Annotated in this window: 23 protein-coding genes; 13 read left to right on the top strand and 10 right to left on the bottom strand. The window is 72.0% G+C overall.

Annotation, left to right across the window (positions count from 1 at the left end):
- The first annotated feature begins 230 nt into the window (after positions 1 to 230).
- Complete coding sequence (locus tag QQ657_RS44710; RefSeq protein WP_350310755.1) at positions 231 to 1,160, top strand: esterase/lipase family protein; 930 nt, start codon at positions 231 to 233, stop codon at positions 1,158 to 1,160.
- Positions 1,161 to 1,228: 68 nt separating this feature from the next.
- A complete protein-coding gene (locus tag QQ657_RS44705) occupies positions 1,229 to 1,654 on the top strand; it encodes a hypothetical protein (RefSeq protein WP_284748467.1) in 426 nt (141 codons plus the stop codon).
- Here the strand turns inward: QQ657_RS44705 and QQ657_RS44700 are convergent.
- Complete coding sequence (locus tag QQ657_RS44700; protein WP_284748466.1) at positions 1,651 to 2,046, bottom strand: hypothetical protein; 396 nt, start codon at positions 2,044 to 2,046, stop codon at positions 1,651 to 1,653. The genes QQ657_RS44705 and QQ657_RS44700 overlap by 4 nt on opposite strands.
- Before the next feature lie 79 nt (positions 2,047 to 2,125).
- On the opposite strand from QQ657_RS44700, the gene QQ657_RS44695 reads away from it, so the two are divergent.
- Entirely contained in the window at positions 2,126 to 2,944 is an 819-nt protein-coding gene (locus QQ657_RS44695; RefSeq protein WP_284748465.1) for a DUF1206 domain-containing protein, read from the top strand.
- Here the strand turns inward: QQ657_RS44695 and QQ657_RS44690 are convergent.
- Positions 2,941 to 4,791: an elongation factor G gene (locus QQ657_RS44690; RefSeq protein WP_284748464.1), complete on the bottom strand. Its 1,851-nt coding sequence runs from the start codon at positions 4,789 to 4,791 to the stop codon at positions 2,941 to 2,943. The two genes, QQ657_RS44695 and QQ657_RS44690, sit on opposite strands and share 4 nt — an antisense overlap.
- 248 nt (positions 4,792 to 5,039) lie before the next feature.
- Between QQ657_RS44690 and QQ657_RS44685 the strand changes: the two genes are divergently transcribed.
- Positions 5,040 to 5,480, top strand: a complete 441-nt coding sequence (locus QQ657_RS44685) for a DoxX family protein (RefSeq protein WP_284748463.1) — start codon at positions 5,040 to 5,042, stop codon at positions 5,478 to 5,480.
- A gap of 62 nt (positions 5,481 to 5,542) precedes the next feature.
- On the opposite strand, the gene QQ657_RS44680 is transcribed toward QQ657_RS44685, so the two are convergent.
- Positions 5,543 to 6,253, bottom strand: a complete 711-nt coding sequence (locus QQ657_RS44680) for a TIGR03089 family protein (RefSeq protein WP_284748462.1) — start codon at positions 6,251 to 6,253, stop codon at positions 5,543 to 5,545.
- Positions 6,254 to 6,361: 108 nt separating this feature from the next.
- Between QQ657_RS44680 and QQ657_RS44675 the strand changes: the two genes are divergently transcribed.
- Positions 6,362 to 7,192 (top strand): NAD(P)H-binding protein, encoded by an 831-nt coding sequence (locus tag QQ657_RS44675; protein ID WP_284748461.1) that lies wholly within the window; start codon positions 6,362 to 6,364, stop codon positions 7,190 to 7,192.
- Here QQ657_RS44675 and QQ657_RS44670 read toward each other — a convergent pair.
- Both QQ657_RS44670 and QQ657_RS44665 read right to left on the bottom strand, forming a co-directional pair.
- Positions 7,185 to 8,477, bottom strand: a complete 1,293-nt coding sequence (locus tag QQ657_RS44670) for an LCP family protein (RefSeq protein WP_284748460.1) — start codon at positions 8,475 to 8,477, stop codon at positions 7,185 to 7,187. The two genes, QQ657_RS44675 and QQ657_RS44670, sit on opposite strands and share 8 nt — an antisense overlap.
- 37 nt (positions 8,478 to 8,514) lie before the next feature.
- Positions 8,515 to 10,035, bottom strand: coding sequence for an LCP family protein (locus QQ657_RS44665; RefSeq protein ID WP_284748459.1), 1,521 nt, complete (start codon positions 10,033 to 10,035; stop codon positions 8,515 to 8,517).
- A gap of 140 nt (positions 10,036 to 10,175) precedes the next feature.
- On the opposite strand from QQ657_RS44665, the gene rfbB reads away from it, so the two are divergent.
- Positions 10,176 to 11,165 carry a dTDP-glucose 4,6-dehydratase gene (rfbB, locus tag QQ657_RS44660; RefSeq protein WP_284748458.1) on the top strand — a complete coding sequence of 330 codons (990 nt, stop codon included), beginning with the start codon at positions 10,176 to 10,178 and terminating at the stop codon, positions 11,163 to 11,165.
- A 5-nt stretch (positions 11,166 to 11,170) separates the two neighbouring features.
- Entirely contained in the window at positions 11,171 to 12,064 is an 894-nt protein-coding gene (gene rfbD / locus QQ657_RS44655; RefSeq protein WP_284748457.1) for a dTDP-4-dehydrorhamnose reductase, read from the top strand.
- Here rfbD and QQ657_RS44650 read toward each other — a convergent pair.
- Positions 12,046 to 12,864 (bottom strand): hypothetical protein, encoded by an 819-nt coding sequence (locus QQ657_RS44650; protein WP_284748456.1) that lies wholly within the window; start codon positions 12,862 to 12,864, stop codon positions 12,046 to 12,048. The genes rfbD and QQ657_RS44650 overlap by 19 nt on opposite strands.
- Positions 12,865 to 13,059: 195 nt before the next feature.
- Here QQ657_RS44650 and QQ657_RS44645 point away from each other — a divergent pair, with 195 nt between their 5' ends.
- Positions 13,060 to 13,212 carry a hypothetical protein gene (locus tag QQ657_RS44645; RefSeq protein WP_284748455.1) on the top strand — a complete coding sequence of 51 codons (153 nt, stop codon included), beginning with the start codon at positions 13,060 to 13,062 and terminating at the stop codon, positions 13,210 to 13,212.
- Here the strand turns inward: QQ657_RS44645 and QQ657_RS44640 are convergent.
- The 3 genes from QQ657_RS44640 to QQ657_RS44630 are packed head-to-tail and all read right to left on the bottom strand — an operon-like array spanning position 13,198 to position 17,752.
- Positions 13,198 to 14,283, bottom strand: a complete 1,086-nt coding sequence (locus tag QQ657_RS44640) for a glycosyltransferase family 4 protein (protein WP_284748454.1) — start codon at positions 14,281 to 14,283, stop codon at positions 13,198 to 13,200. The two genes, QQ657_RS44645 and QQ657_RS44640, sit on opposite strands and share 15 nt — an antisense overlap.
- Positions 14,276 to 16,786: a glycosyltransferase gene (locus QQ657_RS44635; protein WP_284748453.1), complete on the bottom strand. Its 2,511-nt coding sequence runs from the start codon at positions 16,784 to 16,786 to the stop codon at positions 14,276 to 14,278. The genes QQ657_RS44640 and QQ657_RS44635 overlap by 8 nt, the downstream gene beginning before the upstream one ends.
- A gap of 30 nt (positions 16,787 to 16,816) precedes the next feature.
- Positions 16,817 to 17,752 (bottom strand): glycosyltransferase family 2 protein, encoded by a 936-nt coding sequence (locus QQ657_RS44630; RefSeq protein ID WP_284748452.1) that lies wholly within the window; start codon positions 17,750 to 17,752, stop codon positions 16,817 to 16,819.
- 9 nt (positions 17,753 to 17,761) lie between these two features.
- Between QQ657_RS44630 and QQ657_RS44625 the strand changes: the two genes are divergently transcribed.
- From QQ657_RS44625 to QQ657_RS44615, 3 genes are all read left to right on the top strand, one after another.
- Positions 17,762 to 18,838, top strand: a complete 1,077-nt coding sequence (locus QQ657_RS44625; protein ID WP_284748451.1) for a glycosyltransferase family 4 protein — start codon at positions 17,762 to 17,764, stop codon at positions 18,836 to 18,838.
- A gap of 53 nt (positions 18,839 to 18,891) precedes the next feature.
- Positions 18,892 to 20,040, top strand: a complete 1,149-nt coding sequence (locus tag QQ657_RS44620; RefSeq protein WP_284748450.1) for a glycosyltransferase family 4 protein — start codon at positions 18,892 to 18,894, stop codon at positions 20,038 to 20,040.
- A gap of 197 nt (positions 20,041 to 20,237) precedes the next feature.
- A complete protein-coding gene (locus tag QQ657_RS44615; protein WP_284748449.1) occupies positions 20,238 to 21,098 on the top strand; it encodes a glycosyltransferase family 2 protein in 861 nt (286 codons plus the stop codon).
- On the opposite strand, the gene QQ657_RS44610 is transcribed toward QQ657_RS44615, so the two are convergent.
- Positions 21,095 to 21,565, bottom strand: a complete 471-nt coding sequence (locus QQ657_RS44610; protein WP_284748448.1) for a hypothetical protein — start codon at positions 21,563 to 21,565, stop codon at positions 21,095 to 21,097. The genes QQ657_RS44615 and QQ657_RS44610 overlap by 4 nt on opposite strands.
- A 141-nt stretch (positions 21,566 to 21,706) precedes the next feature.
- Between QQ657_RS44610 and manB the strand changes: the two genes are divergently transcribed.
- Together manB and QQ657_RS44600 are read left to right on the top strand one after the other, a co-directional pair.
- Positions 21,707 to 22,786 (top strand): mannose-1-phosphate guanylyltransferase, encoded by a 1,080-nt coding sequence (gene manB / locus QQ657_RS44605; protein ID WP_284748447.1) that lies wholly within the window; start codon positions 21,707 to 21,709, stop codon positions 22,784 to 22,786.
- Between the two features lie 2 nt (positions 22,787 to 22,788).
- On the top strand, positions 22,789 to 23,685 hold the full coding sequence (locus QQ657_RS44600; RefSeq protein ID WP_284748446.1) for a DNA-3-methyladenine glycosylase family protein: 897 nt from the start codon (positions 22,789 to 22,791) through the stop codon (positions 23,683 to 23,685).
- Positions 23,686 to 23,690 lie beyond the last annotated feature (5 nt).

Below are 23,690 nucleotides of genomic sequence, written 5' to 3'. Positions count from 1 at the left end.
ACTCGTCGGCCTGCTTTCCGCTGACCCTTGCGTGTGTGAAGCCCCTGGCACCTTCGGTGCCGGGGCTTTTTTGTCATCTTTGTAAGTGGCACTTGGGCTGGGGCGTGTCACTCGTAGCAGGTCAAGGGCCGAAAGAAAATCACTCACCAGGGGGAGTGTCCGGACAAGTTACCCGCGCGTTAACTCAGTGGTGATGCGGATCACCGTCGGTTCACAGAGAGGTGAAACGGATGGGCGCAATGACGCGCAGGTGGCTCACGGCGGCTGTTGCCATGGTGGCGGTGCTGGCACTGGGGGCCGGTACCGGGCAAGCGGCCGAGAAGGAACCCACCGGGCCCGTGCAGCCCAACATCCTCACAGCCGCGCTCTACTCGCTCGGCGCCCCCACCATCGCGCCGCCTGGGGCGAACGACTGGAACTGCAAACCCTCCGACAAACACCCGAACCCCGTGCTGCTCTCCAACGGGACCACCGCCAACGCCTACGAAAACTGGGCCAACCTCTCCCAGAAGCTCGCCAACGCCGGCTACTGCGTCTTCGCCGGGAACTTCGGCGGGGCGCCCGGGAGCTTCCTGCAGACCGTCGGGCCCATCGCCGACACCTCGAAAGCGCTTGCCGCCTTCGGGGACAAGATCCTCCAGGCCACCGGTGCCCGGAAGCTCGACGTCGTCGGGCACTCGCAGGGCGGGATGAACATCCGGTACTGGATCAAGTATCTCGGCGGCGCGGACAAGATCTCGCGGCTCGTCGGGCTGTCGCCGTCCAATCACGGGACCGATCTCTTCGGCCTGCTCAGCACCCTCGAAATGATCCCCGGTGTGCCGGCCGCGCTCGGGACCGTCTGCCAGTCGTGCAACGAACAGGCCGTCGGCTCGGCCTTCCTCACCGATCTCAACGCCGGCGGCGAAACCGTCGACGGCATCCAGTACACCGTCATCCAGACCCGCTACGACGACGTCGTGACGCCGTACACCAGCGCCTTCCTCGCGCCGAAGCCGAACGTCAAGAACATCCTGCTGCAGAACGTCTGCGGGCTCGACTTCACCGACCACCTCGGCATCACCTACGACCCCGTCGCGCAGGGGCTGGTGCTCAACGCGCTCGACCCGGCCCACGCCAAGACGCCGCCCTGCGTGCCGGTGCCGCCCGTGATCAGCTGAGTTTCGCCACATGAGACATAACCCACCGCCGGGGCGGATTTCCGCTCCGGCGGTGTCACTCTCGAAGCATGTACTGGCCGGTTCCGGCGTCCTGGACGCCCCACGACGAAGCCGAGCTGGTCGCCGGCTGGCGGCTGTGGCTCGAACTGTCCGACCGCGCCTGGCCGACGGCCGCCTGGGACGGCACGCCCGCCGGGGCCGCCGCCCAGCTGCGGGACCTCCTGGCCGCGTGTGACGACATCGAGACGGCCTACCGCGAGACGGCGGAGACGCCGTCGCCCGGGTTCCGGCGGCTGGTGCAGGGCCTCGTCGTCACGGCGGGCGCGGCGATCAGCCTCTGGTGGGACGACTTCGACCAGCTCGACGGCGAACGCGCGGCGCTGCTCCACGAGGACCTCGCGCGGTTCGCCGAGCAGGCGGAACGGGTGCTGACGCTGCTCGCCGTCAACGGCGGCTGGACCGGGCTCGACGCGATCCGGCGTCGGCCCGCTTAGGCCAGCGTCGGGTCGGTGCCGCCGTCCTCGACCGGCAGGAACTGCGTGCCGCCCAGGACGTCGATCAGTGGCTGGTCCAGCGTCAGCTGTCGGTCCGGCCCGAGCTCCCACCCCAGGTCGACGGCCTCGTCGACGTGCTGACGGCGTTCGATCCGGTGCGCGATGTCCGGGCCGTCGAGGGACCACCTGCCGTCGATCGCCATCCGCAGCCGCAGGGTGAGCCGGCCCGGCTCCGGGGCGTGCCACGCGAAGCGGTGGACGCAGAACGCCGTGCTCCAGCTCGACCAGTACTGCCAGCCCGAACCGTCGGCCCGGAAGCCCAGTTCGGTGTACTCGGTCGAGCCGGGGTGCACCTCCGCCTCCGACCAGTAGCCGACCAGCCGCGCATCCATGCCGGAATCGTCCCATCACGGTGGGCGATTGCGCCGCATGGCCCAACCGGCGGCGGGCCGCACTGGGTACCCACCGGGCATGAATCGGACAGCGGCCACGGCTCAACGCGGCGAAAAGACCGACACCGCCCAGCTCCTCGGGCGGGTCGGGATGGCCTGCTACGGCCTGGTCCACCTCGTCCTCGCCTACCTGGCGCTGCAGGTCGCCTTCGGCAGCGGCGGTGAGCAGGCCGACCAGAAGGGCGCGCTGCAGGAGATCGGCTCGACGGCGTTCGGGCAGGTCCTGCTGTGGGTGCTCGCCCTCGGCCTGGTCCTGTTCGGGCTCTGGCAGTTCCTGATGGCCGCCACGGGCTACACCTGGGTCAGCGGCGGGAAGCGGACGCGCAAGCGGATCGGCGCCGCCGCGCGCGGGGTCGTCGTGATCGCGCTCGGCTTCTCCGCCTTCAAGATCGCCATCGGCAGCGGGGGCGGCGGGTCGAGCAACCAGACCCAGCAGGAGTTCACCGCCAAGCTGCTCGAGCTGCCGTTCGGGCCGGCGCTGGTGGTCATCGCCGCCGCGGCCGTGCTCGGGGTCGCGATCGCCGCCGGGGTCAAGGGCGTGAAGAAGAAGTTCCTCGAAGACCTCGACATGAGCGACCTGCCGGGGAAGACCAAGCGCTGGGTCGGCTGGCTCGGCACCGCCGGGTACCTCGCCAAGGGTGTCGTCTTCACGATCGTCGCGATCCTTCTCGCCATCGCGGGGTTCAACGCCGACCCGAAGCAGGCCGGCGGGCTGGACGCCGCGCTGAAGACGCTCGCCGCCCAGCCCTTCGGCACCGTTCTGCTGAGCGTCGTGGCCCTCGGCCTCGCCGCGTTCGGCGCCTACTGCTTCGGCGCGGCCTGGGCACACAAGCGCTAGCGCCGGGCCACCTGCGCGAGGTATTCCTTGCGGTCCAACGGGTTCCCGCCGGTCCGCGGCCGCACCGGCGGCGGCCCGGGGTAGGGCCGGTAGTCGTCGAACTCACTGAGGAAGACGCCTTCGCCCTGGCTGAGCGCGGGGAGAGCCTGCTCGAACGCGTGGACGTGCTCGGCGGGGATCGTGCCGTGCAGCGTGCACGACGACGGCCCGATGACCGGCTCGCCGGGCACCGCGCGCAGGTCCGCGAGCTTGAGCAGCACCGCGCTGACGGCGTTCGCCGGGATCTCCAGCTCGAAGCGGTGCACGGGCTCGTGCACCCGCGTGCCGGCCTGCTTCAGCGCCGCCATCAGCACCAGCGGCGTCATCTTGCGGAAGTCGCCGGCGGCGCTGAGCGGGCTGAAGAACGCCGTGTGCGTCAGCGTGACCGCGACGTCCAGCACCTCCCAGCCGTACAGCCCCTGCTCGAGCGTGGTGTGGACGGTCTCGTCGATGGCCTTGTGGAACGCGAGCGGCAGCGAACCCAGCTCGACCGAAAGCCCGAACGTGACGCCGGGGCCGGGCTCCACCCGCAGCCCGACCGTCGCGAAGAAGTACAGCCGCTGCTCCGGATCCAGCCCCTCGACGGCTTCCCCGCGGCCGACCGGCTTCTCGACGTACAGGGTGCGCGTCCGCTCGAACGTGACGTCGATGCCGGCGCCGTCGGCCAGCATCGAGCGCAGCACTTCCTTCTGCACTTCGCCGTAGAGCCGCACCGAAATGTCGTGCCCGTGGCGGCGGACGTCGATCAGCGGGTCCTCTTCGGACAGCCGGGTCAGTGCCGTGAACAACGCCGCGGCCTGCTCGGGGTGGACCGGCCGCACCACGGTCTCGAGGCTCGGCGGCGCGAACACGCCGTCGCGAGCGGTGCCCGGTGAGCCGAGCCGGTCGCCGATCCGGACCTCCCGCAGCCCGCGCACCCGGGCGACGTCGCCGGCGAGCGCCACCTCGTCGCCGGCGACTTCGAGCGCGGAGACCCGGCCGGTGAGCTCGGTTTCGCCGCGGTAGAAGGAAATCCGCTGCCGCACGGCCAGCGACCCGGAGTGCAGCCGGGCGTAGGCGATCTTCTCCCCGGCGCGGCCGCGGTCGATCTTGAACACCGTCGCGTGCAGGGGGCCGTCGCCGGTGCGCTCGGCGGCCGGGAGCAGCTCGGCCATCGCCGCGACGAGGTCCGCGACGCCGGCGCCGGTGATCGCGGACCCGGACAGCACCGGGTGCAGCGTGCCGCGTGCGACCTGCCGGGCCAGCTCGGTACGGCAGTCAGCCTCGTCGACGCGGTCATCCACATAGGACTCCAGGAACGCGTCGTCGCCGTCGGCCAGGAACTCGGCCAGCTCGTCGGGCGAGGCGCTCAGCGCGATCGCGCGCGGAGCCAGCTTCGCGCGGATGTCGTCGAGGAGGTCGCGCGCGCCCATCCGGTCGATCTTGTTGACGAAGATCAGGGCCGGGATGCCGAGCCGGCGCAGGGTGCGCATCAGCACGCGGGTCTGGGCTTGGACGCCTTCGACGGCCGACACCACTAGGACGGCCCCGTCGAGCACGCGCAGCGCACGCTCGACCTCCGCGATGAAGTCGGAGTGGCCCGGGGTGTCGATCAGGGTGATCCGGGTGTCGCCGGTCATGAACGAGACCACGGCGGAGCGGATGGTGATGCCGCGACGGCGTTCGAGCTCGAGGGAGTCGGTCTGGGTGTCGCCGCGGTCGACGCTGCCGAGGTGCGTGATGGCGCCCGCCTCGAAGAGCAGGCGCTCGGTCAGGCTGGTCTTACCGGCGTCGACGTGCGCCAGGATGCCGATGTTCAGGGTTTTCACGGTCGTGGGAGGTCCTTTGTGATGCGGGTGACAGGCCGGGTAGGACGGACTGTCGGCGCATCGGGGTCTCCTCACGGTCGTGGACGCAGGTCAGGGCGAAGATAGCCCCGCGGCCGGGGCGCGCGAAACCGAATTTCCGTCCCTGTCGGTTCCCTGTCGATCACCCTCCGGAGCTTCGATCGGGGGTCCCGGGGCCCTAACTTGGGCCGGGTCAGTTGAAAATTCACCCACCGGGGAGCTGAAACCGGATGTTCGGACGATTCAAGGACGTGGCCCTGCTGCTGGGGAGGATCGGCGTCGCGGTCGTCTTCCTCGCGCACGGGCTCCAGAAGTGGAACAACGGCATCGACGGCACCGCGAAGTTCTTCTCGATGACGGGCATCCCGATGCCCACGATCGCCGCGGTCTTCGCGATGACCGTCGAAATCCTCGGTTCGATCGCGTTCATCGTCGGGTTCCTGATGCCGCTGGTCGGCATCGGGTACGTCGTGATCTCCGTGGGTGCGCTGCTCTCGGTGCACATCGACAACGGACTGACCGGCCAGGGCGGCTACGAGCTGGTCCTGGTGCTCGCGCTCGCCGGGCTCGCCCTCGGCTTCAACGGCGGCCGGCTTTCGCTCGATCACCTGCTGTGGGGCCGCAAGCGAGCCCGCCGCGACGCCGAGGCCGGCGAGCTGCAGAACGCCTGACGCCCGATGTCATGAAGGGCACCCTCATGGCTCTTAAGCCCATGAGGGTGCCCTTCATGGCTTTACGCGGGGAGGTCGGCCGTGGTGCGTTCCGCGTCGCGGCGGGCGGAAAGCTTGGCCGGGTCCGCGTTGCTCACGTGGACCAGGTGGGCGCCCGCGGCCAGGGGGACGAGCAGGCCGTCGAGGATGCCCTCCGAACCGCTCCAGTCCCGGGTGGACAGCACGCGGTCGTCCGCGCCGAGGCCGAGTTTCGCCGCGCGGGCGCGGGCTTCCGCCAGCACCTCGTCCACAGTGGACTCGAACAGGGCGGGCGTGTCGCCGGGGATCGCGAAGAGCGGGCTGTACTGGTCGCCCGCCAGCCGGGACTCGCTCAGGTAGTCGAACGCGCCGCCGCCCGGCGGCTCGGACAGCCCGCGTCCCATCGGGTCCAGCGTCACGACGGCGGTCGCGGTCGCGCCGGTCGGCTCCGGGTCGTCCGGCCCGACGAACGCCACCCGTGCGCCGGTGCCTTCGGTCACGACGCGCGCCCCGCACCACCACGCGCCGAGCAGCACGCCCACGGTCTGCCAGTGCGCCGGGAGCTGCACGGCCACCGCGTCGCCCGGCTCGACGTCGAACTCTTCGGTCAGCCAGTTGGCCGTTTTGGCCGCCCAGTTGGCGGTCGTCGCCACGGACAGCTCGACGCGGCTGCCCAGCTGGTCGTCGTAATGGGTGATCAACGGTTTCGCGGGCGAGGCCAGCAGCGGGCGCAGCAGCTCGTCGGTCAGGCTCATGCGGACAGGCTAAAGCGCGGACCACGCGCTTCGCCGGTTGACACCACGACTTCCGGCTCAGTGCGTTTGCTTTGCAAGCAAATACATCTCGGAAGCTGGGGGACAGCCATGTCCGTTCTCGTCACCGGGGCCCGCGGGCACGTCGGCCGCGCGGTCCTCGACGCGCTCGTCGCCGCAGGTCAGGACGTCCGCGCGTCGAGCCGCGAGGTCGCCACGCTCGACGTCCCGACCGCGAAGGTCGCCGCCGACCTGGAAGATCCGTCCACACTGGACCGCGCGCTCGACGGCGTCGACGCGGTGTTCCTGTACACGCGGCCGTCGGGGATCGAAGGTTTCGTGAAGGCGGCCGAAGCGGCCGGCGTGCGGCACGTCGTGCTGCTGTCGTCCGGGGCGACGCTCGAGCCGCGATCCGCGCAGAGCCGCGTCGCGCGGCTGCACCGGGCCGTGGAGGAGGCGCTGATCGCGGCGCCGTTCGCGGAGACCCTGCTCAACCCGGGCTCGTTCTCGACGAACGCCCTCGGCTGGCGCACGGACGTCGCGGAGGGTGTCGTCCGCACGCCGTACCCGGACTCGCGCGTCGGCGCGATCCACGAGCGGGACATCGGTGACGTCGCGGCGAAGATCCTGGCGTCCGGTTCGCACGCCGGGCAGGCGCTGCAGCTGAGCGGGCCGTCACCGATCAGCTTCCGCGAGCAGGCCGAGGTGCTCGCGGACGTCCTCGGCCGGCCGCTGCGGGTCGAGGAGCTGACGCCGGAGCAGGCCGCCGAGCGGATGACCGCGCTGGGCTGGCCGCCCGAGGTCCCGCCGGAGATCCTCCGGGCGATGGAGCGGACGACGCGGGAGCCGTCCGTGGTCACGGACGTGGTGCGTGCGGTGACCGGAAACGCGCCGCGCACGTTCCGGCAGTGGGCGGAGGACCACCGCGCCGACTTCAGTTGACGCAGGGGACTCCGTCGGAGGCCTCGAGCAGCGGCGCCGCGACGGGGGCGGCGCCGCTGCCCGAGCCGCCGCCACCGGGGGCCTCGGCCGGGACCTGAGCGGCGGAGCGCCCGGCCAGGCCCGCCACGAACTCGCGGACCGCCTTCGGGTCGATCTCCACGATGCTCTGGCCGTCCGGACTCCGGCCGTTCGCCGTGATCACCGGGATCGTCGCGAACGTCAGGTCGCCGGACGCGATGCCCTTCGCCTGCTGCGCGAACTGCAGCAGGTCGAGCCCCGGGTCCAGGGTCAGCGACCGGTGCACCGCGTCCATCAGGTTGTTCAGCGTGCCCGGGCTGGTCAGGGTGCCCGCCGACAGCACCTGGCGCAGCGCCGACGAGAGGAACGCCTGCTGCCGCACGATCCGGTCGAGGTCGCCGCGCGGCAGGTTCTTGCGCTGCCGGACGAACGACAGCGCTTCGCCACCGGACACCGTCTGCTCGCCGCGGCGGAAGTTCGCGCCCGAGTCCTTGTCCTCGGTCGAGTGGTTCAGGCACACCTTCACGCCGCCGAGCGCCTCGGTGAGCAGGTAGAAGCCCAGCAGGTTGATCTCGGCGTAGTGGTCGATCCGGACCTGCGTGAGGTCCTGCACCGCCTGCACCAGCACCCGACGGCCCTCGGTGTCGGAGTCGCGTTCGATCTTCGCCTGGTCGCGCTCGCCCTGGGCGCGCAGCTCCTGCGCGAAGTGCGCCTTCGCGATGCCGTACGCCGAGTTGATCTTCGCCTTGCCGCGGCCCGGGATGTCGGTCCACGTGTCCCGCGGCACCGACACCGCCGACGGCTTCGAACCGTCCTTCGGCACCCGCAGCAGGATCACCGTGTCGGTGTTCACCGCGCCGCTGTTGGCCTCGGTCCGCAGCTCCTTCAGCACCCGCAGCGGAAGCTGGTTGCCCTGCGCGTCCGTCCGCGCGTCGCTGCCGACGAGCAGGATGTCGTCCGCGCCGTCGTCAGCGGGCGGCGGCGCGGGCTCGCCGGCGCGCGGGGTGAGCGCGTCGGTCGTCGGGACGGTGCGCTGCAGCTGGTCCTTCGTGACGTAGGCGTAGCCGCTGGCGCCGAGCGCGAGCACCGAGACGAGCCCGAGCGCGACCCGGCGGGTGACCCGCCCGGCCCGCCGCACCCGCGACGGCCTCGCGGCCACCGGAGCGGGTGCGATCTCACGCGGGAACGGCGACGGCTTCCACTCGGGATCGTCGCGCTCCGTCACCGGCTCGGTGGCCGGTTCCGGCTGTTCCTGCTCGTCTTCCATCCTGGTTTACCTCCCCCGACCACCCTGCGTACTCAGTCTAGTTGACGCAGGGAACGTCGCCCGCGGTGATCGGCGGCGCGGCGGGGGTGGAAGACACCGGGGTCGACGGCGCCTTCGGGGTCGAGCTCGGCGCGCCACCCGAACCTGCGGCCGAGCTGCGGAAGTCCTTGCCCAGCAGCACGCGCACGTGCCCGGCGGTGACGTCCCGGTCCGGCTCGGCCTGGACGCTGGTGCCCAGCGCCTGCTTGACCAGGTCGAGCGCGGCGCTGTCGGCCGGGTTGTACCGGACGACGGTGGTGTTGCGGGTGCTCAGCTTCTGGTCGGCGGCGACCGTGAAGCCCTTGCTTGCCAGCATCGTGTGCGTCTGGCCGGCCAGCGCCGCCGCGCCCGAGCCGTCGAACAGCTCGACCGTCACGGCCTTCGCGCCCGGCAGCTGGGCCGGCGCCTGGGTCGCCGGGGTGTCGCCGTCCGAGGTCATCCGCGCCACCTCGGCCTGGACGGCGGCCTGGTCGACGCGCAGCACGTCGGCGCCGCCGATCACCGCGTTGCCCAGGGTGGGGATGGTGTGGAACTCGATGTTGCCGCCGGTCAGCCCGCGCATCTGCTCGGCGAACTCGGTCAGGTCCCAGCCCTGCGACACCACCACGGACTTCTTCACCGCGGACACGAGGTCGGCGATCTTCCCCGGGCTGGTCAGCACGTCGGTCGAGATCACCTTGCGGGCCAGCCCGGACAGGAACGCCTGCTGGCGCGCGATCCGGTCGAGGTCGTAGTTGGGCAGCCCGTAGCGCTGCCGGACGAACGCGAGCGCCTGCACGCCCTCGATCGTCTGGCGCCCGCCCGGCAGGTCCACGCCGGACTTGGTTTCCTTGACCGGCCCGTTGAGACAGACCTCGACGCCGCCGATCGACTTGGTGATCTCGTAGAAGCTCGCCAGGTTGACCTCGGCGTAGCGGTCGATCATGCCCGGCTTGCCGATGAACTTCTCGATCGTGGCGATCAGGTTCTTCCGCCCGGCGACCTTCGCCTGCGCGTCGGCCTGCTTGAGGTCGGTCATGCCCTGGCGCTGCAACGTTTTGTAAGTGTCCGTGTACGCGTAGACAAAGGCGCTGTTGAGCTTGTGCTTGCCGTAGCCGCCGGCCAGCTCCACCCAGGAGTCGCGGGGGAACGAGATCGCGATCGCGTGCTTCCCGTTCTGGGGGATGTGCACGAGGATCATCGTGTCGGTGTTCAGCTCGCCGTCGGAGACGCCGGCGTGCAGCATGTCCAGCACCTCGCGGGGCAGCGGGTTGCCCTGTGCGTCGGTGCGGCTGTCCTGGCCGACCAGGAGGATGTCGATGGCGCCGTCGAGCGGCTTCGCGTGCGCTTCGGTGTCGGCGAAGACGTTCGTGGTGGTCAGGCCGCTGTTCGGGTCACCGATGAAGTGCCAGCCGTACCAGGTCAGGGCCAGGATCGCGACGGACAGCAACGACACGACGACCTTGCCGCCACGCCGTGCGAAGACCGCGATGCCGTAGCTCCGGCGCGCCGGGATGGGCGGCGCAGGCCATTCGGTCACGCGCTTCCTCCCCTGTGAAACCCCGTGCTTCCCCCAGGGCACCCCTGTGCCTCCGACCATGACTCTACTGAGGGTGTTGTTGGACCTCCGTAGGCTGGGGGCCGATTGCCCCGGACGGGGGCCGAGGGAAAGGCGGGAAGATGCGGGTCCTGGTCACCGGTGGTGCCGGCTTCATCGGGTCGCACTACGTCCGGCAGACGCTGAGTGGCGCCTACCCGGCGCTGCGTGACGCCGAAGTGGTGGTGCTGGACAAGCTCACCTACGCCGGCAACGAGGCCAACCTGGCCCCGGTCGCCGCCGATCCGCGGCTTCGGTTCGTCCGCGGCGACATCTGCGACGCGCGGAAGGTCGCCGACGTCATGCGCGGGATCGACCTGGTCGTGCACTTCGCCGCCGAGTCGCATGTGGACCGCTCGATCCTCGGCTCCGCCGACTTCGTCCTGACGAACGTGCTCGGCACGCAGAACCTGCTGCAGGCGGCCCTGGAAGCGGGTGTCTCGAAGTTCGTCCACGTGTCCACGGACGAGGTGTACGGCTCGATCGAGACCGGCTCCTGGACCGAAGACCACGTGCTGGAGCCGAACTCGCCCTATTCGGCGTCCAAGGCGTCCTCCGATCTGGTGGCGCGGTCCTTCTTCCGGACCCACGGGCTGCCGGTGTGCGTCACGCGGTGCTCCAACAACTACGGTCCGTACCAGTTCCCGGAAAAGGTCATCCCGCTGTTCGTCACCAACCTCCTCGACGGGCGGAAGGTGCCGCTCTACGGTGACGGCCTCAACGTCCGCGACTGGCTGCACGTGGACGACCACTGCCACGGCATCCAGCTCGTCGCCGACGGTGGCAGGCCCGGCGAGATCTACAACATCGGCGGCGGTACCGAGCTGACGAACCGGTCGCTGACGGAGAAGCTGCTGTCCGCCGTGGGTGCGGGCTGGGACAGCGTCGAGCCGGTGGAGGACCGCAAGGGTCACGACCGCCGGTACTCGGTGGACATCACGAAGATCGGTTCGGAGCTGGGGTACGCTCCGCGCGTGTCCTTCGAGGACGGTCTGGCCGCGACGGTGGCCTGGTACACGGACAATCGCGCGTGGTGGGAGCCCCTGGCGGAGCGGGCCGCGCTCAAGAAGTAGAGGATGTGCTCGTGCGGCTGACGGTGCTCGTGCCCGGCGGTTCCGGACAGCTCGGCCGCGACCTGGCCGCGTCGGCTTCCCCCGACGTCGACGTCGTCGCCCCGGGCTCGGCCGAACTGGACGTGACCCAGGCCGGCCAGGTGCTGGCGGCGGTCGGCGCATTGGCCGACCGGGCGCGCGAAACGGGCTCGGCCCCGGTCGTGATCAACGCGGCGGCCTACACGGCGGTCGACGCGGCGGAGCAGGACGAGGACCGCGCGTTCGCGATCAACGCGGACGGCCCCCGGGTCCTGGCGGCGGCGTGCGCTTCCCGGCGGGTGCCGCTGATCCACGTGTCGACGGACTACGTCTTTTCCGGCGAGGCTTCTTCGCCTTATGAGCCTTCGGACGAGCTGGGGCCGCGTTCGGCGTACGGCCGGACGAAGGCGGCCGGCGAGGACGCGGTGCTCGGGTCGGGGGCATCGTCGTGGGTGGTGCGGACCGGGTGGCTGTACGGGCGCACGGGGTCGAACTTCGTGAAGACCATGGTGCGGCTGGAGTCTTCCCGTCCGGAGTTGTCCGTTGTGGACGATCAGATCGGCGGTCCTACGTGGACGGCCGATCTGGCTTCGGGGCTGCTGGAGCTGGCTTCCCGGGTTGCCGCCGGTGATGGGCCGGAGCGGCGGATCCTGCACTGCACGAACGCGGGTTCGGTGAGCTGGTGCGGCTTCGCCCAGGCGATCTTCAAGCGTCTGGGCGCGGATCCTTCGCGGGTCCGGCCGTGCACGTCGGCGGAGTACCCGCAGGCGGCGACGCGACCGGGGTACTCGGTGCTGTCACCGGCTTCGTGGCAGGAAGCCTGGCTGACCCCGATGCGGTCGTGGGAAGAGGCGCTGGACGCCTACTTCGCGACGGCGTAGCAGTCCGCGAAGTCCCGCGCGTCGTCCAGGACACTGCTCAGGATGGCCAGGATCGCGGTGGAAACCACGGTGCCGCCGCCGGACAGGACCGACCGGGCGGCCACGCGCGACCACGTCAGCTCGCCTTCGACGACGGCGTTGAACATGAGCGCGACGTCCAGCCAGGTGAACCCGGCCTTCAACCGGAGACCGTAGGCGTCGGTGATCCGCACGTACAGATCCGCCCAGCGCGGCATCAAGTGGTCCAGGTGTGCCTGGCAGAACTCACGGACGCGCGGGTGGTTGGGCATCGCGCTCTGCACGGTGCTCTGCAAGCTGACCAGTGGATCCTCCAGCACCGTCCGCACTTCGGCGTCGGCGAGCGTGCGCACCAGCTCGGCGAAGCTGGCCCGCGGGATCAGCCGGTGGGTGGTGGCGGCCATCTCGGCGAAGTGGCGGCCCTGGGGCGCCGGCCGGAACAGGTACGAGATGAGATCTTCGGTGTAGCGGTCCTTCCGTTCCCAGCGGTACCGGAACATGTTGACGGTGAGCACCTTCGGGTTCGGCCGGTCCCGGTCCGCCTCTTCGGCGCGCTGCAGGATTCGCTCGCGCGAGACCGATTCGAAGAGCTTCGACCGGATCCCGGTCTCGAAGTCGGGTCCGGTGTGCCCGATCAGGTCGTCGCGCAGGAGCTGCAGCCCGAGCTCCAGGAACTCGCGGGTTTCCGGGCTGTTGGCGAGCTTCGCCCGGGTCTGGGCCAGCCTGCCGTAGGCAAGGTCCCTCAGGACGGGCCCGAGATCGTCGGTGGCGGTGTCCGGCACGTCTCCTCCTCGGCGGTCACCCGGTCGGCGCAACCGGAGCTGGGGCACCCGCTCCGGGGACTACGTCTCGGGGCACCCGGCCTTCGTTACCGGATCGGGTGACCCGAGACCGGTCCGTTGCGCCGGGTCGGCTTGGACCGGGCACGGGCCGGGAGCGGAACGTGGTTCTCGCAGGTCCCGGAGAACGGAGTCGCGATGCTGGTGACGATGCGGTTGAGCACCTTGACGAAGATCGTGGTCGCGGTCGTGCTGGCGACGTTCGTCGCCACCCTGCTGCTGGTGAACGGTGATCCGGCTCGGCCGGTGCCCGGGCCGGATCCGCGGGCGGCCCGGTCAGTGGCGGCCTGAGGCCAGCCGGTAGGCGCCGACCGTCAGCTCGGCGCACGTGCGCCACGTGAAGCCCGCCGCGTGCGTGCGGCGCGCTGCCGACGTCGCCACCGCGTGCGGGTCCGTCACCGCCGTGCGGAGCGCCTCCGCCAAACCGTCCACGTCGCCGTACGGGACCAGGCTCGCGCAGTCGCCCGCCACCTCGCGCAGGGCCGGGATGTCCGTGCACACCACCGGGACGTCCGAGGCCATCGCCTCCAGCACCGGCAGGCCGAACCCCTCGTCACGCGAGGGCAGCACCAGCGCCGACGCGCCCGCCACCACCGTGCGCAGGTCCACATCGGACAGATAGCCGGTCTGCGAAGTCCGCGCACCGCGGGGGAACGGGCCCGGCCCGGCGAAGACCAGGTCCGGCAGGTCCGGCGCCGCGTCGTGGGTGCGGGTCAGCCAGTCCAGGCCCTTGCGGGGCCCCGCCGCTCCGGCGAACAGCAGGTACCGGGCCGGCAAACCCAGCCGCGCGCGCCGCTCGTCGTCGGGCGGGCGTGCCGTGAACCACGCCGGGTTGACGCCCAGCGGCGTCACCACGATCTTGTCGCGGGAGACGTCCAGGCGCTCCGCCACCGAGTCGGCCACCGCCGCCGTCGGGGTGCAGATCACGTTCGCGCGGCGGGCACCGCGGCGGACCAGCTCCGGCAGGCCGCGGTCGCTCGGGGCCAGCTCCGCGGGATTGTCCAAAAAGGCCAGATCGTGGATCGTCACCACGCCCGCCGCGCGGAACCGGCCCGGCAGCACGAAGTTCGTGCCGTGCACGACGTCCGTCGGCCCGGCGAACACCTCCACCGGCGGGAAGTCCGACCGCATCCACGCCGCTCGCAGCAGCCGCGCCGCCACCGGCATCCCGCGGGCTCGCGCGCCGTAGGGGAGCACGTGCCGCAGCCGCCGCCAGCCGCGCAGCGTGAACGCCACCGCGCGCGTGTCCACCTCGGGGATCGACACCAGCTCTTCGATCAGCGCGGACGTGTACCGGCCGATCCCGGTGCGCGAGCCGAGCAGCGGAGTGCCGTCGAGGAGGACGCTGAGGGACCTAGCCACGACGGAGCCGTTGCTTCGCGACCTTGAGCACCCGGCCGCCGACACGCCGCGCCAGCTCGCCCGCCCCGCCCGCGGCGAGGTACTCGCGGACCAGGTCGACGTCGCGGCGCACCATCTCGCGGCCGCGCACCGCCGGCGTCGTCACCAGGTCCGCGGACCCGGGCAGCCGGTCGGCCGCCGGGCGCGGGTCGCGGCAGAACTCCACCAGCGGCTTCAGCGCCTCCGGCCAGGTGTAGCGCTGCGCGACGACGGCGATCCGCTCGACGCAGCCCGCGGCGAACTCCTCGTCGTACAAGCACTTTTCGAGCGCCGCGGCCAGCGCGTCGGCGTCCTCGGCCGGGACGACGACGCCCAGCCGTTCCGCCCGCACCAGGTCGGCGAACGAGTCGCCGTCGGTCGTCACGATCGGCAGGCCGGCCCAGAGGTAGTCGAGCACCCGGGTGCGGAACGCGAACGTCGTCTCGACGTGCTCGTAGTGGGTGGTGACGCCGCAGTTCGCGTCGAGCAGCCAGTTCTGGCGCTCGTGGTAGGGCACCCACTGCTCGTTGAAGTAGACGTGCTTGTCCGTCAGCCCCAGCGAGTCCGCCAGCCGCATCGTCCGCGTGCCGATGTCCATCTCGGCGACCTCGGGGTTCGGGTGCTTCATGCCGAGGAACACCAGCCGGACGTCGCCGCGGCGACGGCGCAGCGTGTCGATCGCGCGGACCAGTGTCAGCGGGTCGAACCAGCTGTACACCCCGCCGGCCCAGAGCACGACGTGGTCGGTGCCGCCGAGGCCGAGCGTCGAGCGCAGCCCCGGCCCGGTGCGGACCGGCGCCTGCGTCGACAGTCCGAAGGGGACGACCGCGAGCAGCGACTGCGTCGTCGGGTCGGCGTCGTAGAGCCGCGGGGAAAGCCGGCCCAGCGCGGCCAGGTGGCCGAGCCACAGGTGCCGCTGCCGCTCGGACGCGCAGAGGAAGAAGTCGCCGCGCTCGATCTGGGCGTCCAGGACCCGGGTGACGCCGGCGAGGTCGGCCGCGCGCTTGTCGTCGGCGACGCCCTTGCCCTGCTCCAGCAGTTCGAGGTGCATCGGGTCGTAGAGGTCGGCGACGACGATCTTGCCGCTGTGCTCCTTCTTCAGCGACGGCGCTAGTTCGAGCACGTGCCCCTGCAGGACGATGACGTCGGCCCAGGCGATCGGCGCCTCGAGCTCGCGGTGCTTGCCGGCGCTGACGTGGAACGGCGCGGGCGGCGGCGTCGCGAGGGGGTTGGTGGTGACCAGGTGGACGTCGTGCTCGGCGGCCAGCGCCAGCGCGATGTTCCAGGCGCGGATCGCCGGGCCGGCCATCCGCTCGGTGAGCGCGTCGCCGGTGATCACGAGGATCTTCCGGCGCTGTCCGAATGCCTTCTCGATGCCGAACGCCTCGACGAGGATGTCGTGCGCGGCGAGGTAGCGCGGCAGCGGGTACGCGGGCTCCAACGCCTTGCGCAGCAAGGGAAGCAGGTCGGCGTCGGTGCGGACGCGGGCGGCCTGCTCGATCGCGCGGGACTCCGCCAGCGACGGGAGCTGCTCGACGAACTGGTCGATGGCGAGGATCCCGGCGAGCGTGGTGCGCGGGATCGCGACGTCGCCGGACTCGATCGGCCCGACGCCCTTTTCGAGGTCGAGCTGGGTCGCGTCCAGCTCACCGCGGGCGGTGGCCCGGCGCACGGCGAGCGCGAGGGCCGCCGGGAGAGCCCGGGCCAGGGTCTCGTCGGAGAGGTTCTTGTAGAGCGCGGCCAGGGCGTTGCGCTCCAGGAGGAAGGTCTCGCGGCCGGTTTCCGGCGCGTCGACCGCGGCCATCGTGCCGTGGTGGCGGTGGTAGGTGAGCGACTCGGGCACGTACCGGACGCGCCAGCCGCGCAGGTTGAGGCGCCAGCCGAGGTCGACGTCCTCGTAGAACATGAAGAACCGCTCGTCGAAGCCGTCGAGCTCGGCGAACACGGCCGTGCGGACGAACATCGCGGAGCCGGTGCCGAACAGGACGTCCTTCGCGACCTCGTGCTCGGCGGCCGGGACGTCGGCCAGGGGCGAGCCGGCGTGGCGCTTGTAGCCCATGCCGAACCAGGTCAGGCCGCCGTCGACGAAGTCGGTGCCGGTGCCGTCCCAGTCGAGGACCTTGCTGGCGACGGCGGCGACGCGGGGTTGCGCGCGCAGTTCGGCGACCGCGGCGGAGACCCAGCCGGGTGCCGGGCGGGCGTCGTTGTTGAGGAAGCCGAGGACGGTGCCCTTCGCGTGCTTCGCGCCGAGGTTGCAGCCGCCGGCGAACCCGGTGTTGCGGCCGGCGTCGATCACGCGGGCCTGGGGGACGGCTTCGCGGATGCGCGCGGCTTCGTCGTCGCCGGCGGAGTTGTCGACGCAGATCAGCTCGAGCTCGGGGTAGTCGTGCTCGGCGAGCGCGCGCAGGCAGGTGATCGTGTCGTCGGCCCCGTGGTAGTTCACCACGATCACCGAGACGAGCGGTTGCGGTTCCCCCTGCGCCAAAGCTGCTCCTTCGTCGGAATGAGCGCCAGCTTAAAGGCCTGCCCAAGCCTCCCAGACCGCGCCTCGGCCGAGTGCCGCTCGACGGCCGATCCCGCGGCGGGCCACGAGCGTCGCGGGCAGCTTCGCCACGACCTCGGCCAGGACGCGGCAGCGCAGGCCGAACCGGAAGTTCGGCGCCGGGGGCCGCCCGGGTCGCAGCGGCAGCACCGCTGTCAACACGGCGAACCGGAGCAGCTGGTTCACCGCGACCCCGCGGGGTGCGCAGCGCAGCAGCATGAGCAGCCGGTTGCGCTCGTTCCAGCGGTGGAACAGCGGCGAACCCAGGTCGCTGCTGACGCCGTGGGCGTGCCGGACGCGGGCGTCGGGCACCGCGACGACGTCCCAGCCGGCCAGCCGCAGCCGCCACGCCGTGTCGGTGTCCTCGTAGTAGCAGAAGAACCCGGCCGGGACGCCGTGCACGCTCTTGAGCGCGTCGGTGCGCAGCAGTGCGGCGCCGCCGCAGAAGGCGAACACCTCGCCGGCGGGTTCGGTGAGGTCGGCGCCGTGGCCGTCGGCGGTCAGCCGGACGCCGGCGGACTGCGTGGTGCCGTCGGGCCGCACGAGCCGTGCCGTCGCCGCGGCGGCCAGTGGCGCCTTTTCCAGGGTGTCTTCCAGCGTCGCGAGCCAGTCCGGCGCCGGCTCGGCGTCGTCGTTCAGCCAGGCCATCATCGGGGAGCCGACGCGCTTCACCGCGACGGCGAGCGCGCCCGCGTAGCCCGCGTTGTGGGGAAGGCGAATTACTTGCGGACGCGAAGGATGGGCCGCGAGCAGGGCGGCGGTGCCGTCGTCGGAGGCGTTGTCCACCACGAGCGTCCGATGTGGACGCGTCTGCGCGGCGAGCGCGTCGAGGCAGGCGGTCACGTGCCCGGCACCCCGCCAGGTCACGACGACCACCGTGGTGGCGGGATTCGCGGTCACGTCCCGCACAATAGCCGCGTGCCCGAACTGGTCGTGCTCGCCGAGCAGCTCCTCGCGCCCGTGCCCGGCGGCACCGGGCGCTACACGGCCGAGCTGCTGCCCGCGCTCGCGAAGAGCGCGCCGCCGGGCTGGACGGTGTCCAGCGTGGTCGCGCGGCACGCGGACGTGGCCGCGGCGCGGCTCGAGGGCGTCGAAGGCCCGCGGGTGCTGCGGATCCCGCCGCGGGCGCTGATCGGCGGCTGGCAGCTGGGGATCCCCTGGTGGCCGGGCGGCGACGCGGTGCACGCGCCGACGCCGTTCGCACCGCCGCGCGCGCCGGCCGGGCGGACGTTGAGCGTGACCGTGCACGACACGGTGCCGTGGACCCACCCCGAGACGCTCACCGCGCGCGGGGTCAGCTGGCACCGGTCGATGATCGCGCGGGCGGCGCGGCGCGCGTCCGGGCTGGTCGTGCCGACGCGGGCGGTCGCCGACGAGCTGGCGGTGCTGATCGACGTCGACGTCCCGGTGCGCGTGGTGCCGCACGGGGTGCGGGTGCCATCGGGGTCGGCCGAGCTGGACCTGCCTGCGCGGTATGTCCTGGCGGTGGGCACGATCGAGCCGCGCAAGGGGATCGACGTGCTGGTCGACGCGGTCGCGGCGCTCGACGGCGTGGTGCTGGTGCTCGCCGGGCAGCCGGGCTGGGGCGGCGTCGACCCGGTCGCGCTGGCGGCCGAGCGCGGGCTGCCGGCGGATCGGCTGCGGGTGCTGGGGAAGGTGTCGGACGCCGAGCTCGCGACGGCGTTGCGGCACGCGAGCGTGCTGGCCGTGCCGAGCCTGGCCGAGGGGTTCGGGCTGGGCCTGCTGGAGGCGATGGCGGCGGGGATCCCGGTGGTGCACACGGACGCTCCGGCCCTGGCCGAGGTGGCGGGCGGCGCGGGGATCACGGTGCCGCGCGGCGACTCGGCGGCGTTGGCGGCCGCGCTGCGGGAGGTGCTGAGTTCACCCTCCGTGGCGGCCGAGCTCACTCGTTCGGGTCGGGAGCGGGCGAAGGCGTTCACCTGGCGTCGCGCGGCGGAAGCCGTCTGGGCGATCCACCGGCGGCCGCCGGGCTGACCGGTTTGCCAGTTCCCCACCATGACGCAGGGTTGCCGCCGTACCCTGCAGGGGTGAGCGATGATCCCCGGGTCCTGATCGACGCGACCGCGGTTCCCGCGGACCGCGGCGGGGTCGGGCGGTACGTGGACTCGCTCGTCGCCGCGCTCGACGCGGACGGGGCGCGGATCACCGTCGTCTGCCAGCCCCGGGACCTGCAGCTTTACGATCGGCTGGCGCCGCGCTCCCGCGTCGTCTCCGCTTCGCCGTCGACGACCACCCGCACGGCGCGGCTGACCTGGGAGCAGGCGACCCTGCCCCGGTTGGTGCGCCGCCTCGGCGCGGACGTCGTCCACTCGCCGCACTACACGATGCCGCTGGCCACGTCGGCGGCATCGGTCGTCACGCTGCACGACGCGACGTTCTTCACCGACGCCGTGCTGCATTCGTCGGTGAAGGCTCGTTTCTTCCGCGCGTGGACGGCGACGGCCCTCCGGCGCGCGACGCTGTGCGTGGTCCCCTCGGCGGCGACGGCGGCGGAGCTGACCCGCGTCGGCCCGGTGCGGCACGCTTCACTGGAAGTCATTCACCACGGCGTCGACACCGAGCGTTTTCACCCACCGTCACCGTCCGAGGTGGCGGCCGCCCGATCGGCGGTCGGTCTGGGCCGCACGCCGTACGTGGCGTTCCTCGGGGCGCTGGAGCCGCGCAAGAACGTGCCGGCGCTGATCCGCGGGTTCGCCCGGGCGGTGTCGGGGCAGCGGGACGCGCCGGCGTTGGTGCTGGCCGGGCAGCCGGGGTGGGACACGCAGGTGGAGCGGGCGCTGGACGCGGTCCCGCACCGGCTGCGCGTGATCCGGGCAGGATATCTGCCCTTCAGTACCCTGGCCGGCTTTCTCGGCGGGGCTTCGCTGGTGGCTTACCCGTCGCTGGGCGAGGGTTTCGGGCTGCCGGTGCTGGAAGCGATGGCGTGCGGGGCCTGTGTGTTGACGACACGGCGGCTGTCGCTGCCCGAGGTCGGTGGCGACGCGGTGGCTTACTGCGGCGTCGGCGCGGGCGACGTGGCGGCGGGTCTCGCGGAGCTGCTGGCGGACCCGGGCCGCCGGTCCGAGCTGGCGACGGCGGCTCAGCAGCGCGCGAAGGAGTTTTCGTGGGCGACTACCGCGGAGCGGCACCGGGAGGCCTACGCGAAGGCCTGGTCCCGCCACCTCCGCACCCGCTGAACGTGATCCGAGAGCCGACACGCGTGATTGAAGGGTCGACTCGCGTGATTGAGGGGTCGACACGGCGGGACTCGGCTGCCTGCGGTGTGTCGACTCCCCAATCACGCGTGTCGGCTTCCTGATCACGCGTGTCGACCCTTCCGTCACCCGGCGCGGGGTGGCGGGGTCGCGTTGGGTGACCGGTGGACAATGGCCGGGTGACTGAGCACTCCCGCTATGGCGACGAAGTCGGCGTCGTGACCGTGACCTACTTCTCCGAGGACACCATCGGGCGGTTCCTCGACACCCTCGAGAAGGCCACCGAGCGCGAGGTCAAGGTGGTCGTCGCGGACAACGCTTCCGTCGAGGGTGCCCTCGAACGGGCCACCGCCAACCGGAAGAACGTGCAGCTGCTCAGCATCGGGGAGAACGTCGGCTACGGGACCGCCGCCAACCGCGGGGTCGCCGAGCTGGACGACCGCTACGGCTGGGTCGTCGTCGTCAACCCGGACCTCGAATGGGAGCCCGGTTCGCTCGACGCGCTCCTCGACGTCGCGAGCCGGTGGCCGCGCGGGGGTGCCTTCGGGCCGCTCATCCACGATCTCGACGGCACCGTCTACCCCTCGGCGCGGCTGCTGCCCTCCTTCGGGCGCGGCATCGGGCATGCCGCCTTCGCGAAGGTCTGGCCGGGCAACCCCTGGACGAAGCAGTACCGCCAGGAGACCGGCACGCCGGTCGAGCGCACGTCGGGCTGGCTGTCCGGCTCGTGCCAGCTGATCCGCCGGGAGGCGTTCGACTCCGTCGGCGGCTTCGACACGCGCTACTTCATGTACTTCGAGGACGTCGACCTCGGGGACCGGCTGGCGAAGGCCGGCTGGCTGAACGTCTACGCGCCGTCCGCGAGCGTCACCCACGAGGGCGGGCACTCGACGTCGCAGGCGTCGGAGAAGATGCTCAAGGCCCACCACGACAGCGCTTACCGCTACCTCGCCGACCGCCACCAGGGCCTCGCCTGGAAGCCGGTCCTGGCCGCGGCCAAGCTCGGTCTCAAGCTCCGGCTGAAGCTGGAGACCCGCTAGATCCCGTCGAGCCGGCGCGAAAGGTCGGACCTGCCGTTGTTCTGCGTCACCGTCGGCACCAGGCCGGTGTCCTCCGGGTCCGGCTCCTTCAGCGGGCTCGTGATCGGCTCGGCCTGGGGCCGGCGGGCCAGCGGCGTCGTCACCGGGGTCTTCATCGGTGTCGTCGGCGACGGCGGCGTGCTCAGCGGGGTGGTCGCCTGCGGACGCCGCGAGCCGCCGGAAGCCTCCAGCCGCCGGGTGGGCGACGCGCCCGCGAGCGGGTGGTCGTTCTCCTCGATCAGCGACGCCGGGAGCTGCGTGGTCGTGTCCGGGTCCTGGCTTCTGTCGAGGCCGTCGATCTGCGCCCGCGGTATCTGCTGCGTGTTCGAGGCGTCCATCGGCGAGATGGCGCTGTCCGGCGTCACCACGAACACACCGCGCGCCTGGGCTCGTGCGAGCAGGGCGTCCGCCCGATCGCGGGGGTCCATCCCCTCGGCCTCCCGACTGACCCGGGGCCCTCTGGGGAAAGGCCCGCCTGTTTCCTGTCTAGGGTAGGCCCTCCGGGCGACCTCCGTCAGGGTTTCCCGCGGCTTGTCGCTCAGCGGTGCGTGATACAAGAGGAGATTTCCGTGACGTCCGAGGTCGAGATCGACGCCGTCGTGCTGGTCGGGGGCAAGGGCACGCGCCTGCGGCCACTGACCCTTTCGGCACCGAAGCCGATGCTCCCGACAGCCGGGACGCCCTACCTCAGCCACCTGTTCTCGCGCATCCGCGAGGCCGGGATCCGGCACGTCGTGCTGGGCACGAGCTACCGGGCGGAGGTGTTCGAGGAGTACTTCGGCGACGGCAAGTCGATCGGTCTGGACCTCGAGTACGTCGTCGAGGAGGAGCCGCTCGACACGGCGGGCGCCATCCGCAACGTCTACGACAAGCTGCGGGCCGACCACGTGATCGTCTTCAACGGCGACATCATCTCCGGCTCGGACCTCGGCGAGCAGCTGCGGGTGCACCGCGAGTCCGAGGCCGACGTCACGCTGCACCTGCAGCGCGTGCCCGACCCGAGCCGGTTCGGCTCGGTGCCGACCGACGAGACCGGTCGCGTCCAGGCGTTCCTCGAGAAGACGCCGAACCCGCCGACCGACCAGATCAACGCCGGCTGCTACGTCTTCCGCCGTCCGGTGATCGAGTCCATCCCGACCGGCCGCCGGGTGTCGGTCGAACGCGAGACGTTCCCGCAGCTGCTGGAGCAGGGCGCGCACATCCAGGGCTTCGTCGACGCGTCCTACTGGCTGGACGTCGGCACGCCGGAGGCGTTCGTGCGCGGGTCGGCCGACCTGGTGCGGGGCGTGGCGCCGACGTCGGCGCTGCCCGGCCGGTCCGGCGACTTCCTGGTGCTCGACGGCGCTTCCGTGGCGGAAGACGCCCAGCTGTCCGGTGGTTCGACCATCGGCGTCGCGGCCGTGGTCGGCTCCGGCGCGAAGATCGACGGCTCGGTGCTGTTCGACGGCGCCGCGGTGTCCGAAGGCGCGATCGTCGAGCGCTCGGTGCTCGGGCACGGCGCGCGCGTCGGCGCCGGTGCCGTCCTGCGCGGGGTCGTGCTGGGCGACGGCGCGTCCGTCGGCGCCGGCTGCGAGCTGCTCGACGGCGCGCGGATCTGGCCGGACGTCGTGCTGCCGGACGGTTCCGTCCGCTTCTCGAGCGACGCCTAGCGATGTACTGGCGTCCCGCGTTCGAGGTCGACCTGGGCGGCGTCCTGGGTCCGCTGAAGCGCGGGCGCGGATCGCTCAACATCCTCACCGACGAGCGCGGCATCACGTGGCTCGCGTCGAACACGCCGGACGGCCCGGGCACGCTGGCCCTGCGCAAGCTGACCGACGGCCGGATCGAGGCCGCGGCCTGGGGTGACGGTGCGGACCGGCTGCTCACCGGCGTCCCCGCGCTGCTCGGCGCGAACGACGACGACTCCGAGTTCGTCGCGCACCACGACGTCGTCGCGCGCGCCCGGCGGGAGAACCCGGGGCTGCGGCTCGGCGCGACCGGCGTGGTGTGGGACTGGCTGGTGCTCGCGGTGCTGGAGCAGAAGGTGACCGGCAAGGAGGCGATCCGGTCGTGGGCCGAGCTGTGCCGCCGATTCGGTGAGCCGGCGCCCGGCCCGGGGCCGGAACGGCTGCGCGTGCCGCCGACGCCGGTGGCGCTGCGGTCGCTGCCGGACTGGCACTGGCACCGCGCGGGCGTCGACATCAAGCGCCGCACGGCGTTGCTCAACGCCGCGCGCGTCGCCGGTCACCTGGAGCGGGCGGTGGAGCTGGGCGGCCTGGCGGGGCGTCACCTGCTGCGGCACGTGCCGGGGATCGGCGTGTGGACGGCGGCGGAGGTCGCCCAGCGCGCGTGGGGCGACCCGGACGCGGTCAGCTTCGGCGACTACAACATCCCGTCGATGGTCGGGAACGCCGTGCTGGGCTTGAAACTCGACGACGCGGGGATGGCGGAGGTGCTGGCGCCGTACGCCCCACAGCGGCAGCGGGCGGTGCGGTACCTGGAGGCGGCCGGGCACCGGCGGCCACGGTTCGGGCCGCGGATCGAGCTGCGCGACTACCGCGCGATGTGACGACC

This window comes from Amycolatopsis ponsaeliensis, assembly GCF_030182635.1.
In the GTDB taxonomy this organism is placed as follows: Bacteria; Actinomycetota; Actinomycetes; order Mycobacteriales; family Pseudonocardiaceae; genus Amycolatopsis; species Amycolatopsis ponsaeliensis.
The sequence above is the reverse complement of the archived record's forward strand: the minus strand, read 5'-3'. Positions and strand labels throughout refer to the sequence as shown.

Excerpts from the sequence above, each read along its gene's own strand:
- QQ657_RS44710 (WP_350310755.1), top strand. The coding sequence starts at position 231 with ATGGGCGCAATGACGCGCAGGTGGCTCACGGCGGCTGTTGCCATGGTG.
- QQ657_RS44705 (WP_284748467.1), top strand. The coding sequence starts at position 1,229 with ATGTACTGGCCGGTTCCGGCGTCCTGGACGCCCCACGACGAAGCCGAG.
- QQ657_RS44700 (WP_284748466.1), bottom strand. The coding sequence starts at position 2,046 with ATGGATGCGCGGCTGGTCGGCTACTGGTCGGAGGCGGAGGTGCACCCC.
- QQ657_RS44695 (WP_284748465.1), top strand. The coding sequence starts at position 2,126 with ATGAATCGGACAGCGGCCACGGCTCAACGCGGCGAAAAGACCGACACC.
- QQ657_RS44685 (WP_284748463.1), top strand. The coding sequence starts at position 5,040 with ATGTTCGGACGATTCAAGGACGTGGCCCTGCTGCTGGGGAGGATCGGC.
- QQ657_RS44680 (WP_284748462.1), bottom strand. The coding sequence starts at position 6,253 with ATGAGCCTGACCGACGAGCTGCTGCGCCCGCTGCTGGCCTCGCCCGCG.
- QQ657_RS44675 (WP_284748461.1), top strand. The coding sequence starts at position 6,362 with ATGTCCGTTCTCGTCACCGGGGCCCGCGGGCACGTCGGCCGCGCGGTC.
- QQ657_RS44670 (WP_284748460.1), bottom strand. The coding sequence starts at position 8,477 with ATGGAAGACGAGCAGGAACAGCCGGAACCGGCCACCGAGCCGGTGACG.
- rfbB (WP_284748458.1), top strand. The coding sequence starts at position 10,176 with ATGCGGGTCCTGGTCACCGGTGGTGCCGGCTTCATCGGGTCGCACTAC.
- QQ657_RS44645 (WP_284748455.1), top strand. The coding sequence starts at position 13,060 with ATGCTGGTGACGATGCGGTTGAGCACCTTGACGAAGATCGTGGTCGCG.
- QQ657_RS44610 (WP_284748448.1), bottom strand. The coding sequence starts at position 21,565 with ATGGACCCCCGCGATCGGGCGGACGCCCTGCTCGCACGAGCCCAGGCG.
- QQ657_RS44600 (WP_284748446.1), top strand. The coding sequence starts at position 22,789 with ATGTACTGGCGTCCCGCGTTCGAGGTCGACCTGGGCGGCGTCCTGGGT.